The organism is Paraburkholderia monticola, from assembly GCF_001580545.1.
Classification (GTDB): Bacteria; Pseudomonadota; Gammaproteobacteria; order Burkholderiales; family Burkholderiaceae; genus Paraburkholderia; species Paraburkholderia monticola.
Genome location: NZ_LRBG01000039.1, coordinates 569,822 through 586,076 on the forward strand (window position 1 = coordinate 569,822; position 16,255 = coordinate 586,076).

The window sequence follows — 16,255 nt, forward strand, 5'->3', positions numbered from 1 at the left end:
GCAATGGTCTCGACCGCGTCACGCGATACGGCAAAGATGAGTTTTCCTCTCGATCGATGGATGCCCAAGTGAACGCCGGACTCTGCACAGGCACGAAACATGGGAGATCAGAAATGCCACATCGATACCCCACATTACCTCCTCAGCCCACGCTGAAGCCTGCCCCATCGATAGAAGAGTTACGATGCAAGCAGTCGTTCATGCGAGGTTTGTGCGCATTTCCCGCAACGCTGATCATCGGCATAGTCGTTGCAATCGGCCTGGCGTTCTTCAAGACGGTGCACGACTTCCAGGCCGGTGCACCGAACGTCGACGGTGACACGATCGCTGTCGTCATGAGCCTGGCGCTTGGCGTCGCTGCTACATATTGCCTGGTGAATACTCTACTGCGCGGCTGGTCGCAGCACTCCCCCCTTCAAGGCGATGAACTCGACGAACTGACGAAGATTATTGGCGAGGAACACGTGAGGTCGCACGGCATCGATGCTCAGGGAAACCTCACCCGATACCACAACGAAGTACTTGCCATCGATCGGGAGTTCACCCGGTTCGACCTCGCTACCATGAAGACCTATTGCGCCGGGATGGATGCCTGGCGAGCGCAGATGAAAAAGCATCGGTCAGAGCAGGCTTTACGTGCGACCCTGTATGGCGACCGGCTGAAAGCAGCTCGCCTGACACAGAGTGCGATCACACGAGCGGGGCGCCGATGAAACTGGCGCAAAAAGAGAAAGCGCGATACTCACCCTGTCGTCCGTCGCGTGGTCGCTGCGCCACTATCCCGCTGGTGGATCAGTGCACTCGCTGCCTCGCTGGGCATTGCCATCCTCGCCTTCCTCAATCCTGATCACTACACCCGCCGCGACGCCGTCACTGGGCAATGGGTACCGAGCGCAGGCTAGGCACGCATGACGGATACTCAGTTCAATCCACGGAGATTGATGTGATCAAGAAACTGCTCTTCGAGCGCGGTGTAACCGTGACATATGAAACGATCCGATGCTGGTGTGACAAGTGTGGTAAGGGCTTTGCGCATAGGGTAAAAGCAGCGCGACCCAAGCCGGGTGGCACGTGGCACCTCGACGAGATGTTCGTCACGCTGCGTGGCGAACCGTACCTGCTGTGGCGTGCGGTCGACGGGCACGGCGCCGAACTCGACATCCTGCTACAAAAGCGGCGCGACAAGGCCGCAGCCAGGCGTTCTTCAAACGTGTGCTCCGCTCGAGCCCGATGCCGCGCAAGGTCGTCACCGATCAACTGCGAGGTTATCCGGCCGCGAAGGCCGAAATTCTAGAGTTGGCGAGCGTGAAGCATGTGTTCGTCAAAGCGGCCGCCCGCCTGAACATCCGCGCGGAGAACAGCCACCAACCAACACGCGAACGCGAGCGTCGCATGCGCGGCTTTCGCGACCCGAAACGCACGCAGGAATTCCTATCGTGTTTCGGGCCGATCCGGCAACATTTCGCATTGAAGTGGCACCTGCTGAGCGCCTCACTTTATCGCAAACAACTCGCGGCCCGGTTCGTTGCATGGCGCGAATTCGCCGTGCTCGCCCAAAATCCGTCGACTACCTTCTGACATGTCGTCGCATATGCCGTCATGCCGTCTCGCAATCGGCAAGTTGACAATGCCGTTCATGCCGTGGGTTTGCGCCTAAGCGGCTGGCTGTTTCGGACACATGGCCGCCAGAATCCGACGATTCGCCGTTTGCGGAGCATAAACCTGGATTCAGCTGCATCCAGTTCGCGCACACTTTCGTATGTGATTTGTCCGGCCGGAAGTCGCGGTCGCGATGGCGGCATCCAGTGCATTGATCGCCACCAACCCTCTGATGAATCCGGGTGCGTCTGCTCCACGTAGACGCGCGCGTCCACGCTGGGAAGGGGACTGGTCTTGCATAGCGAACCAAGGAAAATGATCTTCACAGGTCTGGTTGTCGGCGCGCTCGCCGTTGGCGGCTATGCGTATGTATCGCAGTCGAAAGACGACTCCTTGTCGACCTACGAGCTCGGCTTGACGCATGGCGGCGACTCGACGAGTTCGTCACGCGGCGACATCATCAGCGGAAGGATCACGCGCGGCCCGGTCGCGGCTGGCCTCGATTCGACCGCGAGCGTGGCCGCTCGTGTACAGGCGGCGCGCAACAGCCTGCTGCGCGACGACGTTGTCGCCGCGCGGGCGCAACTGAATGCGGTACGGCCGGCACACGAGCGCGAAGAGCCGGTGATCGATCTGCAAAAGCAGATTCAGGCGCAGGCGGTTCGGGACCAGCGCGCGCTCGCGGCGGCGCAGGCCAGTGAGGTGCCGCGAACATTGCCGCCTTCGTCCACGCCGCTGAAAATCGGCGATTCGCATGGTAGCCGCAGTGCGGCGCACGAGCATTGGAATCGCGCATCGAGCTATGCAAAGAGCGGGCGTCCGACGGAAACGGTGAAGGCGCGCGCTCGCAACGATGGCGGTTCGAGCGGGAGTGTATCTGTTGCGAACGCGCAGGCCGTTTCAAGTCAGCCTGTCGATGTGCGGCCGGCACTGAAACCTGGAGAGAGCGTGGCCAATGCGGCTAATGCTCCCACTGCGTCCGCTGCCCTCAACGCACCCAACGCGTCACAGGCGATGCAGCAGACGACGCAAGCCGTGCAAACGACGCCATCCAATCCCCCCGCCGAACTGAGCGCGCAAACCGCGTTGCCGCCGCGCGTCGTGCAACCCGCGCCATCCACCGACACACTGCCGAAACCGGACAGCGGCCCGAAGACGCGCGCACAGGTCCGCGCGGAGATCGCCCGCGCGCGCGAGGACGGCAGCCTTCCGGTATTCGGCAATCCCGATCCCGCCGGGCCCGCAGGCGCACCACGCGTGATTGGCGCGGTGCGCCCTTGAGTGGAGACAACTATCTCCCAATACGGAGAAGGAATTCGCGATCGGCTTCCGGCATTGAATTGATCCATTCCGATTCGGCTCCCGGTGCGGGCAACACCTTACCGTACTCAACCATCTGGGACGGCGGTAACTCAGAGAGATACACCCAAACGGAGCGCTTTTCGGCGCCCGTCGCGTTTGCGACAAGAGTGACGAGAGCTTCGAGCAAACCCCTTTTCTGATCCGCGCTTCTGCCCGCACGGATCTGTCCATGAACGAATAACTGATCCGACACGAGCGGTGCTCCGCCAAGGAAGTGATCGCCAGCCGGAATGGCCTGAAAAATCACCTGCGCGAAAAAGCCTTGCGCGCCGGTCGCCTGGCTGTGCACGTGCGTAATGTCTCGCGCGATCTGCCGCTTCTGCGGATCGGTAAGTCGCCCAGCGGCCGTCATTACGGTATAAGTTGGCATGCTGCTCTCCTGTCGCGATTGCACGCTACGATGCGGATTCGCAAATCTCGAAATTAGGGCAATAGATACGCCTCTTCCCTCACTGCCCTGACGCGATATCTCAAGTATCTGTTTCCGCGCCGGAAAATCGGTAACTCGGAATTAATTCACCTTGCTATCGACAGATTGTGACCCATTCAGCGTCACCGATCCATCGATCGAGGACGTCACCGAATTCCGGTGCCGACATCGGCTGCTGACCCGTAATCAGTTCGCGATCGACGACCACGTTGCTGTGCCAGTTCGCGACCGTATCGACATGCGCGCCCGCTTCTGCGAATGCATTCACCGCATAGAAGCGAACATTGCCGCCGAGACCGTTCTGGCCTTCGAGTGGCTGCTCTTCGCCCGTGGAGAGTACGGTCATGCGATAACCGGCATACGGCCACCCTGCAGCGAGCGAATTCGCCTTAGCTTCATTGGCAATCGTCGATGCGACGAAGGCGTCCGGGTCCTTCAGCGTGGACAGCAGCACGATGGGTCCGTGGCATAAGTTGGCGGGCTTACTGGGCGGTCGTGACGTTCGACGTGTAGCGCGGCGCGGCCTTGGCATTTGCGAACCGGGGAGCCAGCGCGCGACGGTCGGCTTCCCACTTCGTCCAGTCGTCACCATCGTGCAGCGTCGGGATGGTCACGAGTTCACCCTGATCGAGGCCCGCGAGCGCGGCATCCACCAGATCGTCGGCTGTCATCGTGCTCGCGGCTTCCTTTTGCTTCGCATAGCCGGCGACGTCCCAGAACTCGGTTGCCGTCGCTGCCGGCAGCACGGTCTGCACACGCACGCCCTTGCCTGCGAGGTCGCGCTGAAGCGCATGACCGAAGCTCAGCACATACGATTTCGAGGCGCTGTACACACCGTTCAGCAACTCGACTGCAATGCCGACCACAGAGCTGATGTTGATGATCGTGCCCGAGCCCTTGGCGACGAACGCAGGCGCAACCGCGTAGGTGAGACGCGTCAGCGCCGTGATGTTCAGGTTGATCATCGATTCCATGGAGTCGACGTGACCGTCGAGAACCGATGCGACCGATCCGACGCCCGCGTTGTTCACCAACATCGTGATGCGCGGGTCTTCGCGAAGCAGGGTCTCGATTTTCGCGAGCGCAGCCTTGTCGTTGAGATCGGCGGCAATCGTTTCGATCGCGCGGCCGGTCTCTTTCGTAAGACGCTCTGCGAGAGCGTTCAGTCGGGTCTGGTTGCGTGCCACCAGAATAAGGTCGAAGCCGCGCCTGGCGAGACGATCAGCGTAGATGGCGCCAATGCCAGCCGATGCGCCGGTAATCAGCGCGAAACCGTTCGTAGAGGAAGTCATTTTCAGTCCTTTGAGTGGGGGGTGAACCAACACAGCGTCGGTTCATGGAGCGAATTCTGAGCGCGGCCGCCAACGACATCAATGCCATATATGCAATGATTTCGGCCACTCATTCATCTGCACCGTTGTCCGTTCCGTGCTACCTTCAATGAATCAAGCCATGACTCGCGAGGCATCAATGCATAGCGTCGGACTCGTCGTCTATCCCAACTTCCAGTCGCTCGCGCTCGCAGTGGCGAGCGTCTTCGAATACGCCAATCTGCTGCGCGGCGAAGCAGCCTACGAATTCAGCATCGTGTCCGAGCACGGTGGACCGATCGCTTCGTCCCAGGGGTTTTCGGTTCATAGCGAACCACTTGCCAAAGAGGGCTACGACACTCTCATCGTGGCGGGCGACAACGAATGCCGCCTTCCCTCGACCGCGCTGGTGGATTTCCTTCGGGAAGCACCGCGCCATTCACGGCGTATTGCGTCGATCTGTACGGGTGCATTTGTTCTGGCTGCTGCAGGTCTGCTGGAAGGAAAGCGCGCGACGACACACTGGTTCCACGCGCGTGACTTCCAGAAGCAGTATCCGAACATACAGCTCGAAGAAGACCGCATCTTCGTCGTGGATGGACAGATCTGGACGTCGGCCGGCATGAGCGCCGGCGTGGATCTCGCGCTTGCGATCGTCGAAAACGACTTCGGGCTGGACACCTCGCGCATGGTCGCGCGCAAGCTCGTGCTGTATCAGCGGCGCGGTGGCGGCCAGTCCCAGTTTTCGGCGCTGCTGGAGATGGGCGCGCGCTCGGACCGCGTTCAGATGGCACTCACCTACGCGAGCGAAAACCTGGCGAGCGATTTGTCGGTCGAGCGGCTGGCCGAAGCGGCACGGCTCAGTCCGCGTCAGTTCAGCCGTGTGTTTCGTGAGGAAACGGGTCAATCGCCCGCCAAGGCAGTCGAGCGGCTTCGCGTTGAAGCCGCTCGTCTGATGATGGAGACGACCCGTCACCCGATCGAGATCGTCGCGAGAGAGACAGGCTTTGGTGACCGGGAGCGGATGCGTCAGGCGTTCCTGCGTGCATTCGGTCAGCCACCACAAACCATACAGCGGGCGTCGGGTGTCACTCCCTTTGCGCTTTAAGCGTAGTTCGCCTTACTGCTCGCCCGGCGTCCACTCCGGGCTATAGCCGCCCAGCGCCGGGTGATACATCTCATCCCCGGAATGCTGGGTGAATTCGACGTTGAGCCGGTCTTCGCGCAGGCCGAGAATTTCGATGCAGTGGGCGCACAGCGCTTTGGCCACGTCCATTCGCAGTTCGGGCGTCCTGCCCTTTCTGATGTCCAGCATCATGACTGCGACCGGAGTGGGCTCTTCACCGGTTTCGGGAATCCGCCAGACACCGCCGTCTCCGAGTTCTCGAATCGCGACGCTGATACGTCTGATGTCAACGGACATCATTCGCGCGTACGTCTCGCTCATCCTCAGCGCCAGGCGCCGCTTGTCGCCGACTGAATAGTGGTCGTTTACGTCCAGTTGTAAATAGGGCATGGTCGTCACACTCCTTGAAAGCCCCATTTTTCACTGGACGTGGAGCCTCTCCAATGTCAGATGCGCAAGGTTTCCGGACACGTGAGTGATCGCGTTTGCTCGCTGAGGATCACTTTATGCGGGCAGGAATTCACCAGACGCTAGGTCCTCGGTGGTCGAATGGCAGTTGATGGCAGCGCAAAGCTGACGCCTGACCTCGAGAAGTTCGGCGCCGATACGCCGATAGCCGACTTCGTGAAGTTCGCGATCGCAGCCAGCAAGTCTCCGTCGACTGCGCTTCAGGTCGCGTCATAATTCGGGAGGGTCCGCCGCCGGGAATAGCGCGATGCGAAGCACTCCTCGACACTTGAAGACCTTTTTCGAGGTCCTGCACGATGTGGGGGATGCATGCACCAGCACGGGCACATTTGCGACCCATACCGGATCAACGCCGCATCGAGGCACGCCCCCTACTCCGCGTCCGCGCCGCGCGGAACCCCTTGTCAGGTAAGGATTTCAGGCCACAATCCGAGTAGTGGCATAGTTGCTGCTCCTTTGAGTTCAAACTTGTATTCAAGATTGAACTCATGTCTAAAGACGCCCGCTTCAGAGTTCGCGCCCTGCTTGACGCCTATGCAAGCCACAGCACGACGCCCCGCCAGGTTGTCGAGACGTTGATCGCCAGGGCTGAGGCCTCCAGTCGTCCGGAGGTCTGGTTATCGCGCGTGAGTGCGGCCGATCTTGCCAGCCGCACTGCCGAACTCGAAGCAGCGCACGCGCGCCTGGGCGCTGGCGTCTTCGAGCGGATGCCGCTTTTCGGCGTGCCATTCGCAGTGAAGGACAATATCGATGTCGCCGGCATGCCGACCACTGCGGCCTGCGACGCCTTCGCGTACTCGCCCCGCACCTCGGCGTTCGTCGTCAACCGACTGCTCGATGCGGGCGCCATCCTGATCGGCAAGACGAATCTCGACCAGTTCGCGACAGGTCTGGTTGGCACGCGCTCGCCAAATGGCGGCGTGCGCCAGTTCGAATCCGACCTGCACATCTCTGGCGGATCGAGTTCGGGTTCGGCGGTCGCGGTTGCGGCCGGCCTCGTCGCGTTTGCACTCGGCACGGATACGGCAGGTTCCGGACGTGTCCCCGCCGGCTTCAACGAACTCGTGGGTCTTAAGCCAACGGCTGGCCTCGTGAGCAAGCGTGGCGTGGTACCGGCGTGCCGAAGCCTCGATTGCGTATCCATCTTCGCGCACGATGTCGGTGACGCGTGGGAAGTCCTGCTACAGATGGCGAAGTACGACGGCGAGGATGGTTATGCGCGCCGCGTGCCATCACTCGGGCTTACCCATACGGCGTTGCGTCTCGCCGTGCCAGAGCCACTGACCTTCTTCGAGGACGCACACGCGCAACAGGCGTTCGCCGCCACGCTCGACACGATTGGAACGCACCTCGCGCTGACGCCGGCGCGCGTGCCATTCGCACCCATGCAGCGAGCCGCGGCTCTCCTGTACGACGGCCCCTGGGTGGCTGAACGACGGGCAGCGCTCGGGTCCTTCTTCGAAACCCACCGCGCCGATATCGATCCGGTTGTCGCGCAGGTCATCGAGAAGGCAGACAGCTACAGCGCCGCCGATGCATTCAACGGCCAGTACACGCTCGCCGCACTACGCCGCGAGGTCGAAGCGCTGTTCGAGGCAGTCGATGTCCTGATCGTGCCAACCACACCGACGCATCCGACCTTCGATGAAGTACGCGCGGACCCGATCCGCACGAACAGCCAGCTTGGTGTCTACACCAACTTCGTGAATCTGCTCGACCTGTGTGCGCTCGCCGTGCCGGCCGTGCGCCGGACCGATGGCCTGCCGGCGGGGGTGACGCTGATTGCCCCGGCGGGCGCCGACCAGCGTCTCGCCGTACTCGGCGCGCAGATCCAGGCGCTCTTCATGGCGCACGCCGCGGCGGACGACGCCGCCCGCATCGCCGCCAGACCACTGCCGTTCGAAGAGCCTACTGTGACGCTCGCCGTCGTCGGTGCTCATCTTCGAGGGCAGCCGCTCTGCTGGCAACTGCTCGAAGCCGCTGCGCGTTTCGTCGAAACCACCACCACATCCGCGCAGTACCGCCTCTATGCGCTCGCCGGCACGTCACCGCCCAAGCCGGCGCTGGTGCACACGCCCCGCGAGGCTGGCCAGCCCATCGAGATCGAGTTGTGGGAAGTGCCGCTGCGCAGCTTTGGCGCTTTTGTTGCCCGGGTGCCCGCACCGCTCGGCATCGGCAGCGTGCAGACAGCCGGTGGACTCGTGGTCAAAGGTTTTATCTGCGAGCCCTCGGGGGTCGGCCCGGGCAGCGGCGCGCGTGACATTACCGGGTTCGGCGGCTGGCGCGCATGGCTTGCCACAGCGGCCGAAGCACAAGCCTGAATCGCTATGCAATCTTGAATCTAACGAATCGAATTCACGAGGAGTCCAACCATGACCAGGCGTCGCGATTTTCTCAAGGGGGCAGGCGCCCTCGCCCTCGGCAGCGCATTCCCGTTCGATCTCGCCTTCGGCGCCGAACCACTGACGGTCGGCGTCGTCTACGTCGGCTCGCGCGGCGACTACGGCTACAACCAGGCTCAGGCGCAGGCGGCTGCCGTCATCAAGAAGCTGCCGAACGTGAAGGTCGTCGAGGAGGAGAACGTCCCCGAGACCGTCGCCGCGCAAAAGACGATGGAAGCAATGATCGAGCAGGACGGCGCGACGCTCATCTTCGCGACCTCGTTTGGCTACTTCGATCCGCATGTGCTGAAGATGGCCGCGAAATATCCGAAGGTCCACTTCGCGCATTGCGGTGGCCTATGGAAGAGCGGCAATCCTGCCAACATCTCGAGCTACTTTGGCTACATCGACGAATGCCAGTACCTGAACGGTGTCGTGGCGGGCCATGCCAGCAAAACGAAGAAGCTCGGCTTCGTCGCGGCCAAGCCTATTCCGCAGGTGCTGCGCAATATCAACTCGTTCACGCTGGGCGCGCAATCGGTGGATCCGTCGATCACGACGCACGTCATTTTCACGGGTGACTGGTCCATGCCGGTGAAGGAAGCGGAAGCCGCGAACAGTCTCGTCGATCAGGGTTGCGACGTGCTGACGTGCCACGTCGATGGTCCGAAAGTCGTGATCGAGACGGCGGAAAAGCGCGGCGCAATGAGTTGCGGTTACCACGCGAGCCAGGCGGCGCTGGCGCCGAAGGGCTATCTGACCGGCGCCGAATGGGATTGGGCGACGCCCTACAAACTCCTCGTTACCCATGCGCAGACGAACAAGCCGCAACCGAACATCCTGCGTGGCGGCCTGCGCGAAGGTTTCGTGAAGATGTCGCCGTACGGCGCGAAGGTGACGCCGGATGCCCGCACCAACGCCGACGCCGTGAAGGCGAAGATGGTTGCGGGCGACTACGTAATCTTCAAGGGGCCGATGAAGGACAACAAGGGTGCCAGCGCCATTGCGTCCGGCACGAGTTACGCGCAGACCGACATCGCACTCGAAAGCATGAATTACCTGGTTGCCGGTGTGGTTGGCCAGATCTGAGGATCGTTCGTGTCCTCGCGAGGAGTCGTGATGTCCGCTTCCCTTTCTCCCGCTCAGGGGCAGTCGCGAAGACTGCCCGCAGCCCTTGCGCGTATGCTGCTTGCCGTGTTGCCCGCGTTGCCGACGCTCTGTGCGGTCGCAGCCACGCTGGTCCTGTTCGGCGCGTTTCTGCTCGTCCAGGGACAGCCGGCCGCTGAAGCCCTTCGCCTCATTGGCCAGGGCGCGTTCGGCTCGTCGTTCGCGTGGCAGAACACCTTGCTGCGCGCCGCGCCGCTCATGCTCACGGCACTGTGCGTCGCGCTGCCCGCTCAGGTCGGTCTGATCGTCATTGGCGGCGAAGGCGCGCTTGCGCTGGGCGGCCTCGCCGCGGCGATCGTGCCTCAGTGCCTGCCGCACGCCACGCCCTGGTTCATTGCCACTCCCTTGATGGCGCTAGCCGGCATGCTCGCGGGCGGACTGTGGATCACTGCGGTGGGCGCAATGCGTCAATGGCGTGGCGTGAACGAGACCATCAGCAGCCTGTTGATGTCGTACATCGCCATCGCCGTTTTCAAGTTTCTCGTCGAAGGACCGCTGCGCGATCCCGCAAGTCTGAACAAGCCGTCCACGCTGCCCATTCCCGACGCCATGACCATCGGTTCGCTGCCGGGTCTCGACGTGCACTGGGGGCTCTTCTGGGGCGTGCTCGCATGCCTCGCCGCGTGGGTGCTCGTACGCCGCAGCACGCTCGGATTTGCCATGCGGGTGACGGGCGGCAACGTGCGAGCGGCACGTCTCGTCGGCCTGCCGGTGGGCAAACTTGCGCTCGCCGCCTGCGCGCTGGGTGGAGCCTCGGCTGGACTCGCCGGGATGTTCGAAGTGACGGCCGTGCAGGGCAGCGCGAATGCATCGCTGCTCTCGGGCTACGGCTATGCGGGCATCCTCGTCGCGTTCGCGGCGCGGCAGAATCCGTTCGCCGTGATCGTCTGCGCGTTGATGGTCGGCGGCATCGAGGCGAGCGGCAGCCTGCTGCAACGACGCCTCGATCTACCCGACGCCGCCACGCTCGTACTGCAGGGCTTGCTGTTCGCGAATCTACTGGCCTGGGAAGCACTGGCTCCTCGCCTTGCCACCTGGCGCGTGAGGCTGCAGGCTGCCGCGCTCGACGCCTCTTCTGTTTCGCTGGAGCGTACTCACCATGTCTGACCTTCATTCGCCCGTGGCGGTGCTGCTGCTTTCGCTCTTCGCGGGAGCCATCCGCGTGAGTACGCCCTACCTGTTCGTGAGCCTCGGCGAATGCCTCACCGAAAAGGGCGGCCGCGTGAACCTCGGCCTCGAGGGGATTCTCGTCTCCGGCGCCATGTGCGGATACGCCGGCTCGTATCTGTTCGGGTCCCCGTGGCTCGGTGTGCTCGCGGCGGCGGCGGCCGGTCTGGTGCTCGGCTGCCTGCACGGGCTCGTCTGCTCGCTGCCGCGTGTTTCCGATATCGCGTTCGGCATCGCACTCATGCTGTTTGGCACCGGCCTTGCGTTTTATCTCGGCAAGCCGTTCATCGAACCGCAGGCACCGATGCTCCCGTCGATCGATCTCGGCGCGTGGGCTGCCTCGCCGCAAGTGCACAACGCGCTGCACATCAACCTGCTGTTCGTGATTGGCGTCGTGCTTGCCGTCGCCCTGCAGTGGGGGCTGCGCTCGATGCGCTGGGGCATGACGCTGCGGCTCGTGGGCGAGAACGCCGAGAGCGCCCGCGCGATGGGCTATCCCGTCACGCGCGTGCGCGTCATCGCGACGGCGGTGGGCGGCCTCTTCGCCGGTGTGGGTGGCGCCTATCTCTCGCTCGTTTATCCCGGCAGCTGGAACGAAGGACTCTCGAGCGGCCAGGGTCTCATGGCCGTCGCGCTGGTGATCTTCGCACGATGGCAGCCGCTGCGCTGTCTCTGGGCCGCCCTGCTGTTCGGCGCCGCCGGGGCACTCGGCCCAGCCCTGCAGGCGATCGGTGTGACGAGCGGCTACTACCTCTTCAACGCCGCCCCCTACGTGCTGACGCTCGCACTCATGATCATCAACTGCCGCCCCGATCGAACGCTGGCGGGCGCACCTGGCGAGCTGAGCCTGACACGGTGAGCGCATGCGCCACCTGACCGATCTCAGCCTCGTGTGACGCTCACACAGCGCGCCAACGGAGAATCAACATGACCCGCTACCTCGAAGCCCGTCCCTATCCCTGGCCTTACGACGGCAACCTGCGCCCCGACAACACGGCGCTCATCATCATCGACATGCAGACCGACTTCTGCGGCCACGGCGGCTATGTCGACAAGATGGGCTACGACCTCTCACTCACCCGCGCACCGATCGAGCCGATCAAGCGGGTCCTCGCGCCGATGCGTGAACTCGGCTTCACGATCATCCACACGCGAGAAGGACATCGCCCGGATCTGTCCGACCTGCCCGCGAACAAGCGCTGGCGCAGCCGACAGGCGGGCACGAACGGCGTGGGCATCGGTGACGTCGGACCGTGTGGACGCATTCTCGTGCGCGGCGAGCCGGGCTGGGAAATCATCGACGAACTCGCGCCGCTGCCTGGCGAGATCATCATCGACAAGCCCGGCAAGGGCTCATTCTGCGCGACGGACCTCGAACTGATCCTGCGCACGCGCGGCATTGCCAATCTCGTGCTCACGGGCATCACGACCGATGTCTGCGTTCATACGACGATGCGCGAGGCGAATGACCGCGGTTTCGAATGCACATTACTGGCGGATTGCTGTGGCGCGACCGACAGAAGCAACCACGCCGCCGCGCTGAACATGGTGCTGATGCAAGGCGGCGTGTTCGGCACGGTCTCCGATTCGGCGGCGCTCGTCGCCGCCCTGGAGCGCTGACCATGGCTACCGCGACGCGCGCACTCGGTGTCGAGGTAATCGGCGCCAGCAAATCATTCGGTGCGTTCCGCGCACTCGACGACGTCACGCTCACGGTGGCGCCAGGAACCGTTCACGCGCTGCTCGGGGAAAACGGCGCGGGCAAGAGCACGCTCGTGAAGGGGCTCGTCGGCTACGGCGTGCTCGATCACGGCGCGATTCGGGCCGACGGTCGCGAGGTGCACATTACGTCGCCGCGCGATGCCCAGGCGCTCGGCATCGGCATGGTCTACCAGCATTTCACGCTCGCGGCGGGGCTTAGCGTCGAGGAGAACCTGTTGCTCGCGCGCGGCAAGCTGCCCTGGAAGATCGACTGGCCGGCCGAGCGCGCCGCGCTCGACGCGTTCATGCGCCGCATGCCCTTTCGGCTCGAACTCGACGCACCGGTGTCATCGCTCGCCGCGGGAGAGAAACAGAAACTCGAAATCCTCAAGCAACTGTACCTGGAACAACGCTTCCTGATCCTCGACGAACCGACCTCCGTGCTCACCCCTCAGGAAGCCGACGAAGTGCTTGGCTTGATGCGCGCGTTTGCTTCGCGCGGAGACCTCACGGTATTGATGATCACGCACAAGTTCCGCGAGGTGATGGCCTATGCCGACAGCGTGACCGTGCTGCGCAAGGGGCGGTTCGTCGGCACCTGTGCCGTGGCCGACACCGATCGTGACCGTCTGGCCGCGTGGATGATGGGTGGCGACGCGAGCGTCGAAACGCGTGAGGGCGCCGCCGAAGACGCCGGCGAGCGACGTCTCGCGCGCCGGCAGTGCTCGCCGGATGCGCCGGTACGTCTCGCGCTATCGAAGCTCTCGGTCGTCGACGACCGCGGCCACGCCGCCGTGCGTGAGGCAACATTAGACGTGTGTGCAGGAGAGATACTCGGGCTCGCGGGCATCTCGGGCAACGGCCAGAAGGAACTGATCGAAGCGCTCGTTGGCCAGCGCAAGGTTCAGTCGGGTGGGATGAGTGTAGAGGGCGCGCCCTATGCCGCGACACGCGAAGAGATGACCCGCATGCGGGTGTTCGCGCTACCTGAAGAGCCGCTGCGCAACGCGTGCGTTGCGGGCATGAGCGTGGCCGAGAACATGGCGTCGCGGGATTTCGACCGCGCGCCGCTGCGGCGCGGTGGATGGTGGCTCGACCGTCGCGCCATGCGCTCGCGCGCCGAACGCCTGATCACAGAGTTCAACGTGCGGCCACCGTTGCCCGAGCGCGCCATCGGCACGCTTTCGGGTGGCAATGTGCAGCGCGCCGTGCTGGCGCGCGAGCTTGGGCAGGACGTCAACGTCCTGATCGTCGCGAATCCGGTGTTCGGGCTTGACTTCGCTTCTGTTGCGGACATTCATGCCCGCATTCTCACTGCGCGAGATGCCGGTGCAGCTGTCCTGCTCGTGAGCGAAGACCTCGACGAACTGATGGAGCTCGCCGACCGCATCGTCGTGATGGCCGAAGGACGTCTCGTCTACGAGACCGCGGCGAGCGACGCCGACCGCGTGGTGCTCGGGCGTCACATGGCCGGTCATGGCGATGAGGCCAGCCCACAGGTGTCTGAGCCGGCAGTGCTGCACGCGAGCGCCTGAGCAACGCGTTAGCGACAACACAAAGGAGAAACGAAAGCGATGACGACCGTCGCGCGGGCGAAACCCGCTCCGTTCACTTTCGATGCGCGTCATACGGCGCTCATCGTCATCGACATGCAACGCGACTTCATCGAGCCCGGTGGTTTTGGCGAAGCGCTGGGCAATGATGTTTCGCTGCTTTCAGGCATCGTGCCGACGGTCGCGCGGCTGATCGCACATGCGCGCTCGGCGGGCTGGCTGCTCGTGCATACGCGCGAGTCGCACGCTCCTGATCTTGGCGACTGCCCGCCAGCCAAACGGCTGCGTGGCAGGCCCAATGCGCGCATTGGCGACCACGGACCGATGGGCCGGATCCTGATTCGCGGTGAGCCCGGCAACGCCATCATCGATACGCTGAAGCCACTCGATGGCGAACTCGTCATCGACAAGCCCGGCAAAGGCGCGTTCTACGCGACCCGGCTCGGCGAGGAGCTGTCGATGCGAGGCATCACGCACCTCGTGTTCGCGGGCGTGACGACTGAGGTCTGCGTTCAGACCTCCATGCGCGAAGCCAACGATCGGGGCTACGAGTGCCTGCTGATCGAGGATGCGACGGCGAGTTACATTCCCGCGTTTCGCGACGCCACGATTGCGATGATTCATTCGCAGGGCGGCATCGTCGGCTGGACCGCCCCGCTCGACGCACTGCTGGAGGCAGCCTGATGGCGCTGGAACTGAACCGTCCCGAGATCGTTGCACAGGTGGAAGCGGCTTTCGAGGCATATGAATGCGCGCTAGTCGACAACGACGTCGACACGATGAATGCACTCTTCTGGGATGCGCCCGACACCGTACGCTACGGCATTGCCGAGATCCAGCATGGTGGCGAGGCGATCCGCCGCTGGCGTGAGACGTGCGTCCCGGTGCCGCGCTCGCGGCGGTTGCATCGCACCGTGGTAACGACGTTCGGCACCGACTACGCTACGGTGAGCACCGAGTTCACGAGCGACGCAACACCGTTGACGGGCCGCCAGATGCAGACCTGGGCGCGCCTGCGCGAACCCGTTGATGCATTTGGCGGCTGGGCGATCGTCGCTGCCCATGTAAGCCTCATCGAGCCCGTCTAAGGGCGGATAATAAGGAACCGGCCTTCGTCGCCCGACATGGCGACGATGCGCAGCAAAGCTCTTAATGCTTTTTCTACAGCCGACTCATGGACGACTTGCCCGAAGTGGCTGCCGAAGCCTCAGCAGCATCTGGCGCGAAGGTGGCCTATAGCGCGAACCCGCTTGCAGAACAGGTGTATCTGCTGATCAAGCAGGACATCTTCAGCTTCCGACTGTTTCCTGGCGACCGCTTTTCCGAAAACGACATTGCCCAGCACTACGGCGTTTCTCGCACCCCCGTGCGCGACGCCTTGTTTCGCCTGCTGCGCGAAGGGTATCTCGAAGTGGGATTCCGACGCGGCTGGAAAGTCTGCGAGATCGACTTCAATCGGCTCGACCAGCTCTATGATCTGCGCATCGTACTCGAGCTGGCGGCGATCGAGCGGCTCTCCGGCGCTCCCCACGACGTCATGGACGCGCTGCGGGCCATATGGTGCGTCGACGAGGGCGCGCGCGAAAGCGATCCGGCCACGATGTTCCTGCTGGACGAAGGATTTCATCGCGGTCTCGTGACCGCGGCGGCCAACAACGAAATGCTGCGCGTGCATAACGAGGTGACCGAGCGCATCCGCATCGTGCGGCGACTGGATTTTCTCAAGGCGCATCGCACGAGCGCGACTTACGACGAGCATTCAAAGATGCTCAACCTCATCGATCGTGGCAAGTTTGGCGAAGCTGCCATCCTGTTGCGCGCCCATATCACGCAAAGCAAGCTGGAGGTGCGCAAGATCACGCTGTCGATGCTCGCAACAGCGCGCAATGAAAAGCTGCCGTTCGTGAGCTAGAGCTGTGCTGGCGGATTGACGCAGTCGCTTACCGTGACCGGCCGCGCGTCAGGATTTTCGAAGCGGGGATTGCCGGCTC

General features: G+C 63.2%; 16 protein-coding genes and 1 pseudogene. 13 read left to right on the forward strand and 4 right to left on the reverse strand.

What is annotated here, in order from left to right; translation table 11 throughout:
- The first annotated feature begins 200 nt into the window (after positions 1-200).
- From CI15_RS33735 to CI15_RS33745, 3 genes and pseudogenes are all read left to right on the forward strand, one after another.
- A complete protein-coding gene (locus tag CI15_RS33735) occupies positions 201-713 on the forward strand; it encodes a hypothetical protein (RefSeq protein ID WP_062137691.1) in 513 nt (170 codons plus the stop codon).
- Positions 714-1,087: 374 nt separating this feature from the next.
- Positions 1,088-1,578, forward strand: a pseudogene (locus CI15_RS33740) (DDE-type integrase/transposase/recombinase).
- 336 nt (positions 1,579-1,914) lie between these two features.
- Positions 1,915-2,880 carry a hypothetical protein gene (locus tag CI15_RS33745; RefSeq protein WP_062137697.1) on the forward strand — a complete coding sequence of 322 codons (966 nt, stop codon included), beginning with the start codon at positions 1,915-1,917 and terminating at the stop codon, positions 2,878-2,880.
- Positions 2,881-2,890: 10 nt separating this feature from the next.
- Here CI15_RS33745 and CI15_RS33750 read toward each other — a convergent pair whose 3' ends face one another.
- The 3 genes from CI15_RS33750 to CI15_RS33760 all read right to left on the reverse strand — a co-directional run bounded on the left by CI15_RS33750 (position 2,891) and on the right by CI15_RS33760 (position 4,683).
- Positions 2,891-3,331 carry a tautomerase family protein gene (locus CI15_RS33750; RefSeq protein WP_062137700.1) on the reverse strand — a complete coding sequence of 147 codons (441 nt, stop codon included), beginning with the start codon at positions 3,329-3,331 and terminating at the stop codon, positions 2,891-2,893.
- 154 nt (positions 3,332-3,485) lie between these two features.
- Entirely contained in the window at positions 3,486-3,845 is a 360-nt protein-coding gene (locus CI15_RS33755; RefSeq protein ID WP_241496020.1) for a type 1 glutamine amidotransferase family protein, read from the reverse strand.
- Between the two features lie 28 nt (positions 3,846-3,873).
- Positions 3,874-4,683: an SDR family NAD(P)-dependent oxidoreductase gene (locus CI15_RS33760; RefSeq protein WP_062137704.1), complete on the reverse strand. Its 810-nt coding sequence runs from the start codon at positions 4,681-4,683 to the stop codon at positions 3,874-3,876.
- A 178-nt stretch (positions 4,684-4,861) separates the two neighbouring features.
- Here CI15_RS33760 and CI15_RS33765 point away from each other — a divergent pair, with 178 nt between their 5' ends.
- Entirely contained in the window at positions 4,862-5,809 is a 948-nt protein-coding gene (locus CI15_RS33765; protein ID WP_062137706.1) for a GlxA family transcriptional regulator, read from the forward strand.
- Positions 5,810-5,821: 12 nt separating this feature from the next.
- Here the strand turns inward: CI15_RS33765 and CI15_RS33770 are convergent, their stop codons facing one another.
- Positions 5,822-6,217 (reverse strand): tautomerase family protein, encoded by a 396-nt coding sequence (locus tag CI15_RS33770; RefSeq protein ID WP_062137709.1) that lies wholly within the window; start codon positions 6,215-6,217, stop codon positions 5,822-5,824.
- A 566-nt stretch (positions 6,218-6,783) separates the two neighbouring features.
- On the opposite strand from CI15_RS33770, the gene atzF reads away from it, so the two are divergent.
- The 9 genes from atzF (at position 6,784) to CI15_RS33815 (ending at position 16,176) form a co-directional block, all read left to right on the forward strand.
- Positions 6,784-8,616, forward strand: coding sequence for an allophanate hydrolase (gene atzF / locus CI15_RS33775; RefSeq protein ID WP_062137712.1), 1,833 nt, complete (start codon positions 6,784-6,786; stop codon positions 8,614-8,616).
- Positions 8,617-8,667: 51 nt separating this feature from the next.
- The gene (locus CI15_RS33780; protein ID WP_062137715.1) at positions 8,668-9,765 is read left to right on the forward strand and encodes a BMP family ABC transporter substrate-binding protein; all 1,098 of its coding nucleotides are present in this window, start codon (positions 8,668-8,670) and stop codon (positions 9,763-9,765) included.
- A gap of 30 nt (positions 9,766-9,795) precedes the next feature.
- The gene (locus tag CI15_RS33785) at positions 9,796-10,950 is read left to right on the forward strand and encodes an ABC transporter permease (RefSeq protein ID WP_062137718.1); all 1,155 of its coding nucleotides are present in this window, start codon (positions 9,796-9,798) and stop codon (positions 10,948-10,950) included.
- On the forward strand, positions 10,943-11,869 hold the full coding sequence (locus tag CI15_RS33790; RefSeq protein ID WP_062137721.1) for an ABC transporter permease: 927 nt from the start codon (positions 10,943-10,945) through the stop codon (positions 11,867-11,869). The genes CI15_RS33785 and CI15_RS33790 overlap by 8 nt, the downstream gene beginning before the upstream one ends.
- A 68-nt stretch (positions 11,870-11,937) precedes the next feature.
- Positions 11,938-12,630 (forward strand): biuret amidohydrolase, encoded by a 693-nt coding sequence (biuH, locus tag CI15_RS33795; RefSeq protein WP_062137725.1) that lies wholly within the window; start codon positions 11,938-11,940, stop codon positions 12,628-12,630.
- A gap of 2 nt (positions 12,631-12,632) precedes the next feature.
- Positions 12,633-14,246 carry an ABC transporter ATP-binding protein gene (locus CI15_RS33800; RefSeq protein ID WP_062137728.1) on the forward strand — a complete coding sequence of 538 codons (1,614 nt, stop codon included), beginning with the start codon at positions 12,633-12,635 and terminating at the stop codon, positions 14,244-14,246.
- Positions 14,247-14,285: 39 nt separating this feature from the next.
- Positions 14,286-14,948, forward strand: coding sequence for a cysteine hydrolase family protein (locus CI15_RS33805; RefSeq protein WP_062137730.1), 663 nt, complete (start codon positions 14,286-14,288; stop codon positions 14,946-14,948).
- Positions 14,948-15,352: an oxalurate catabolism protein HpxZ gene (hpxZ, locus tag CI15_RS33810; protein WP_062137733.1), complete on the forward strand. Its 405-nt coding sequence runs from the start codon at positions 14,948-14,950 to the stop codon at positions 15,350-15,352. Before CI15_RS33805 ends, hpxZ begins: the two co-directional genes overlap by 1 nt.
- An 86-nt stretch (positions 15,353-15,438) precedes the next feature.
- Positions 15,439-16,176: a GntR family transcriptional regulator gene (locus CI15_RS33815; protein WP_062137736.1), complete on the forward strand. Its 738-nt coding sequence runs from the start codon at positions 15,439-15,441 to the stop codon at positions 16,174-16,176.
- The last annotated feature ends 79 nt before the right edge of the window (positions 16,177-16,255 follow it).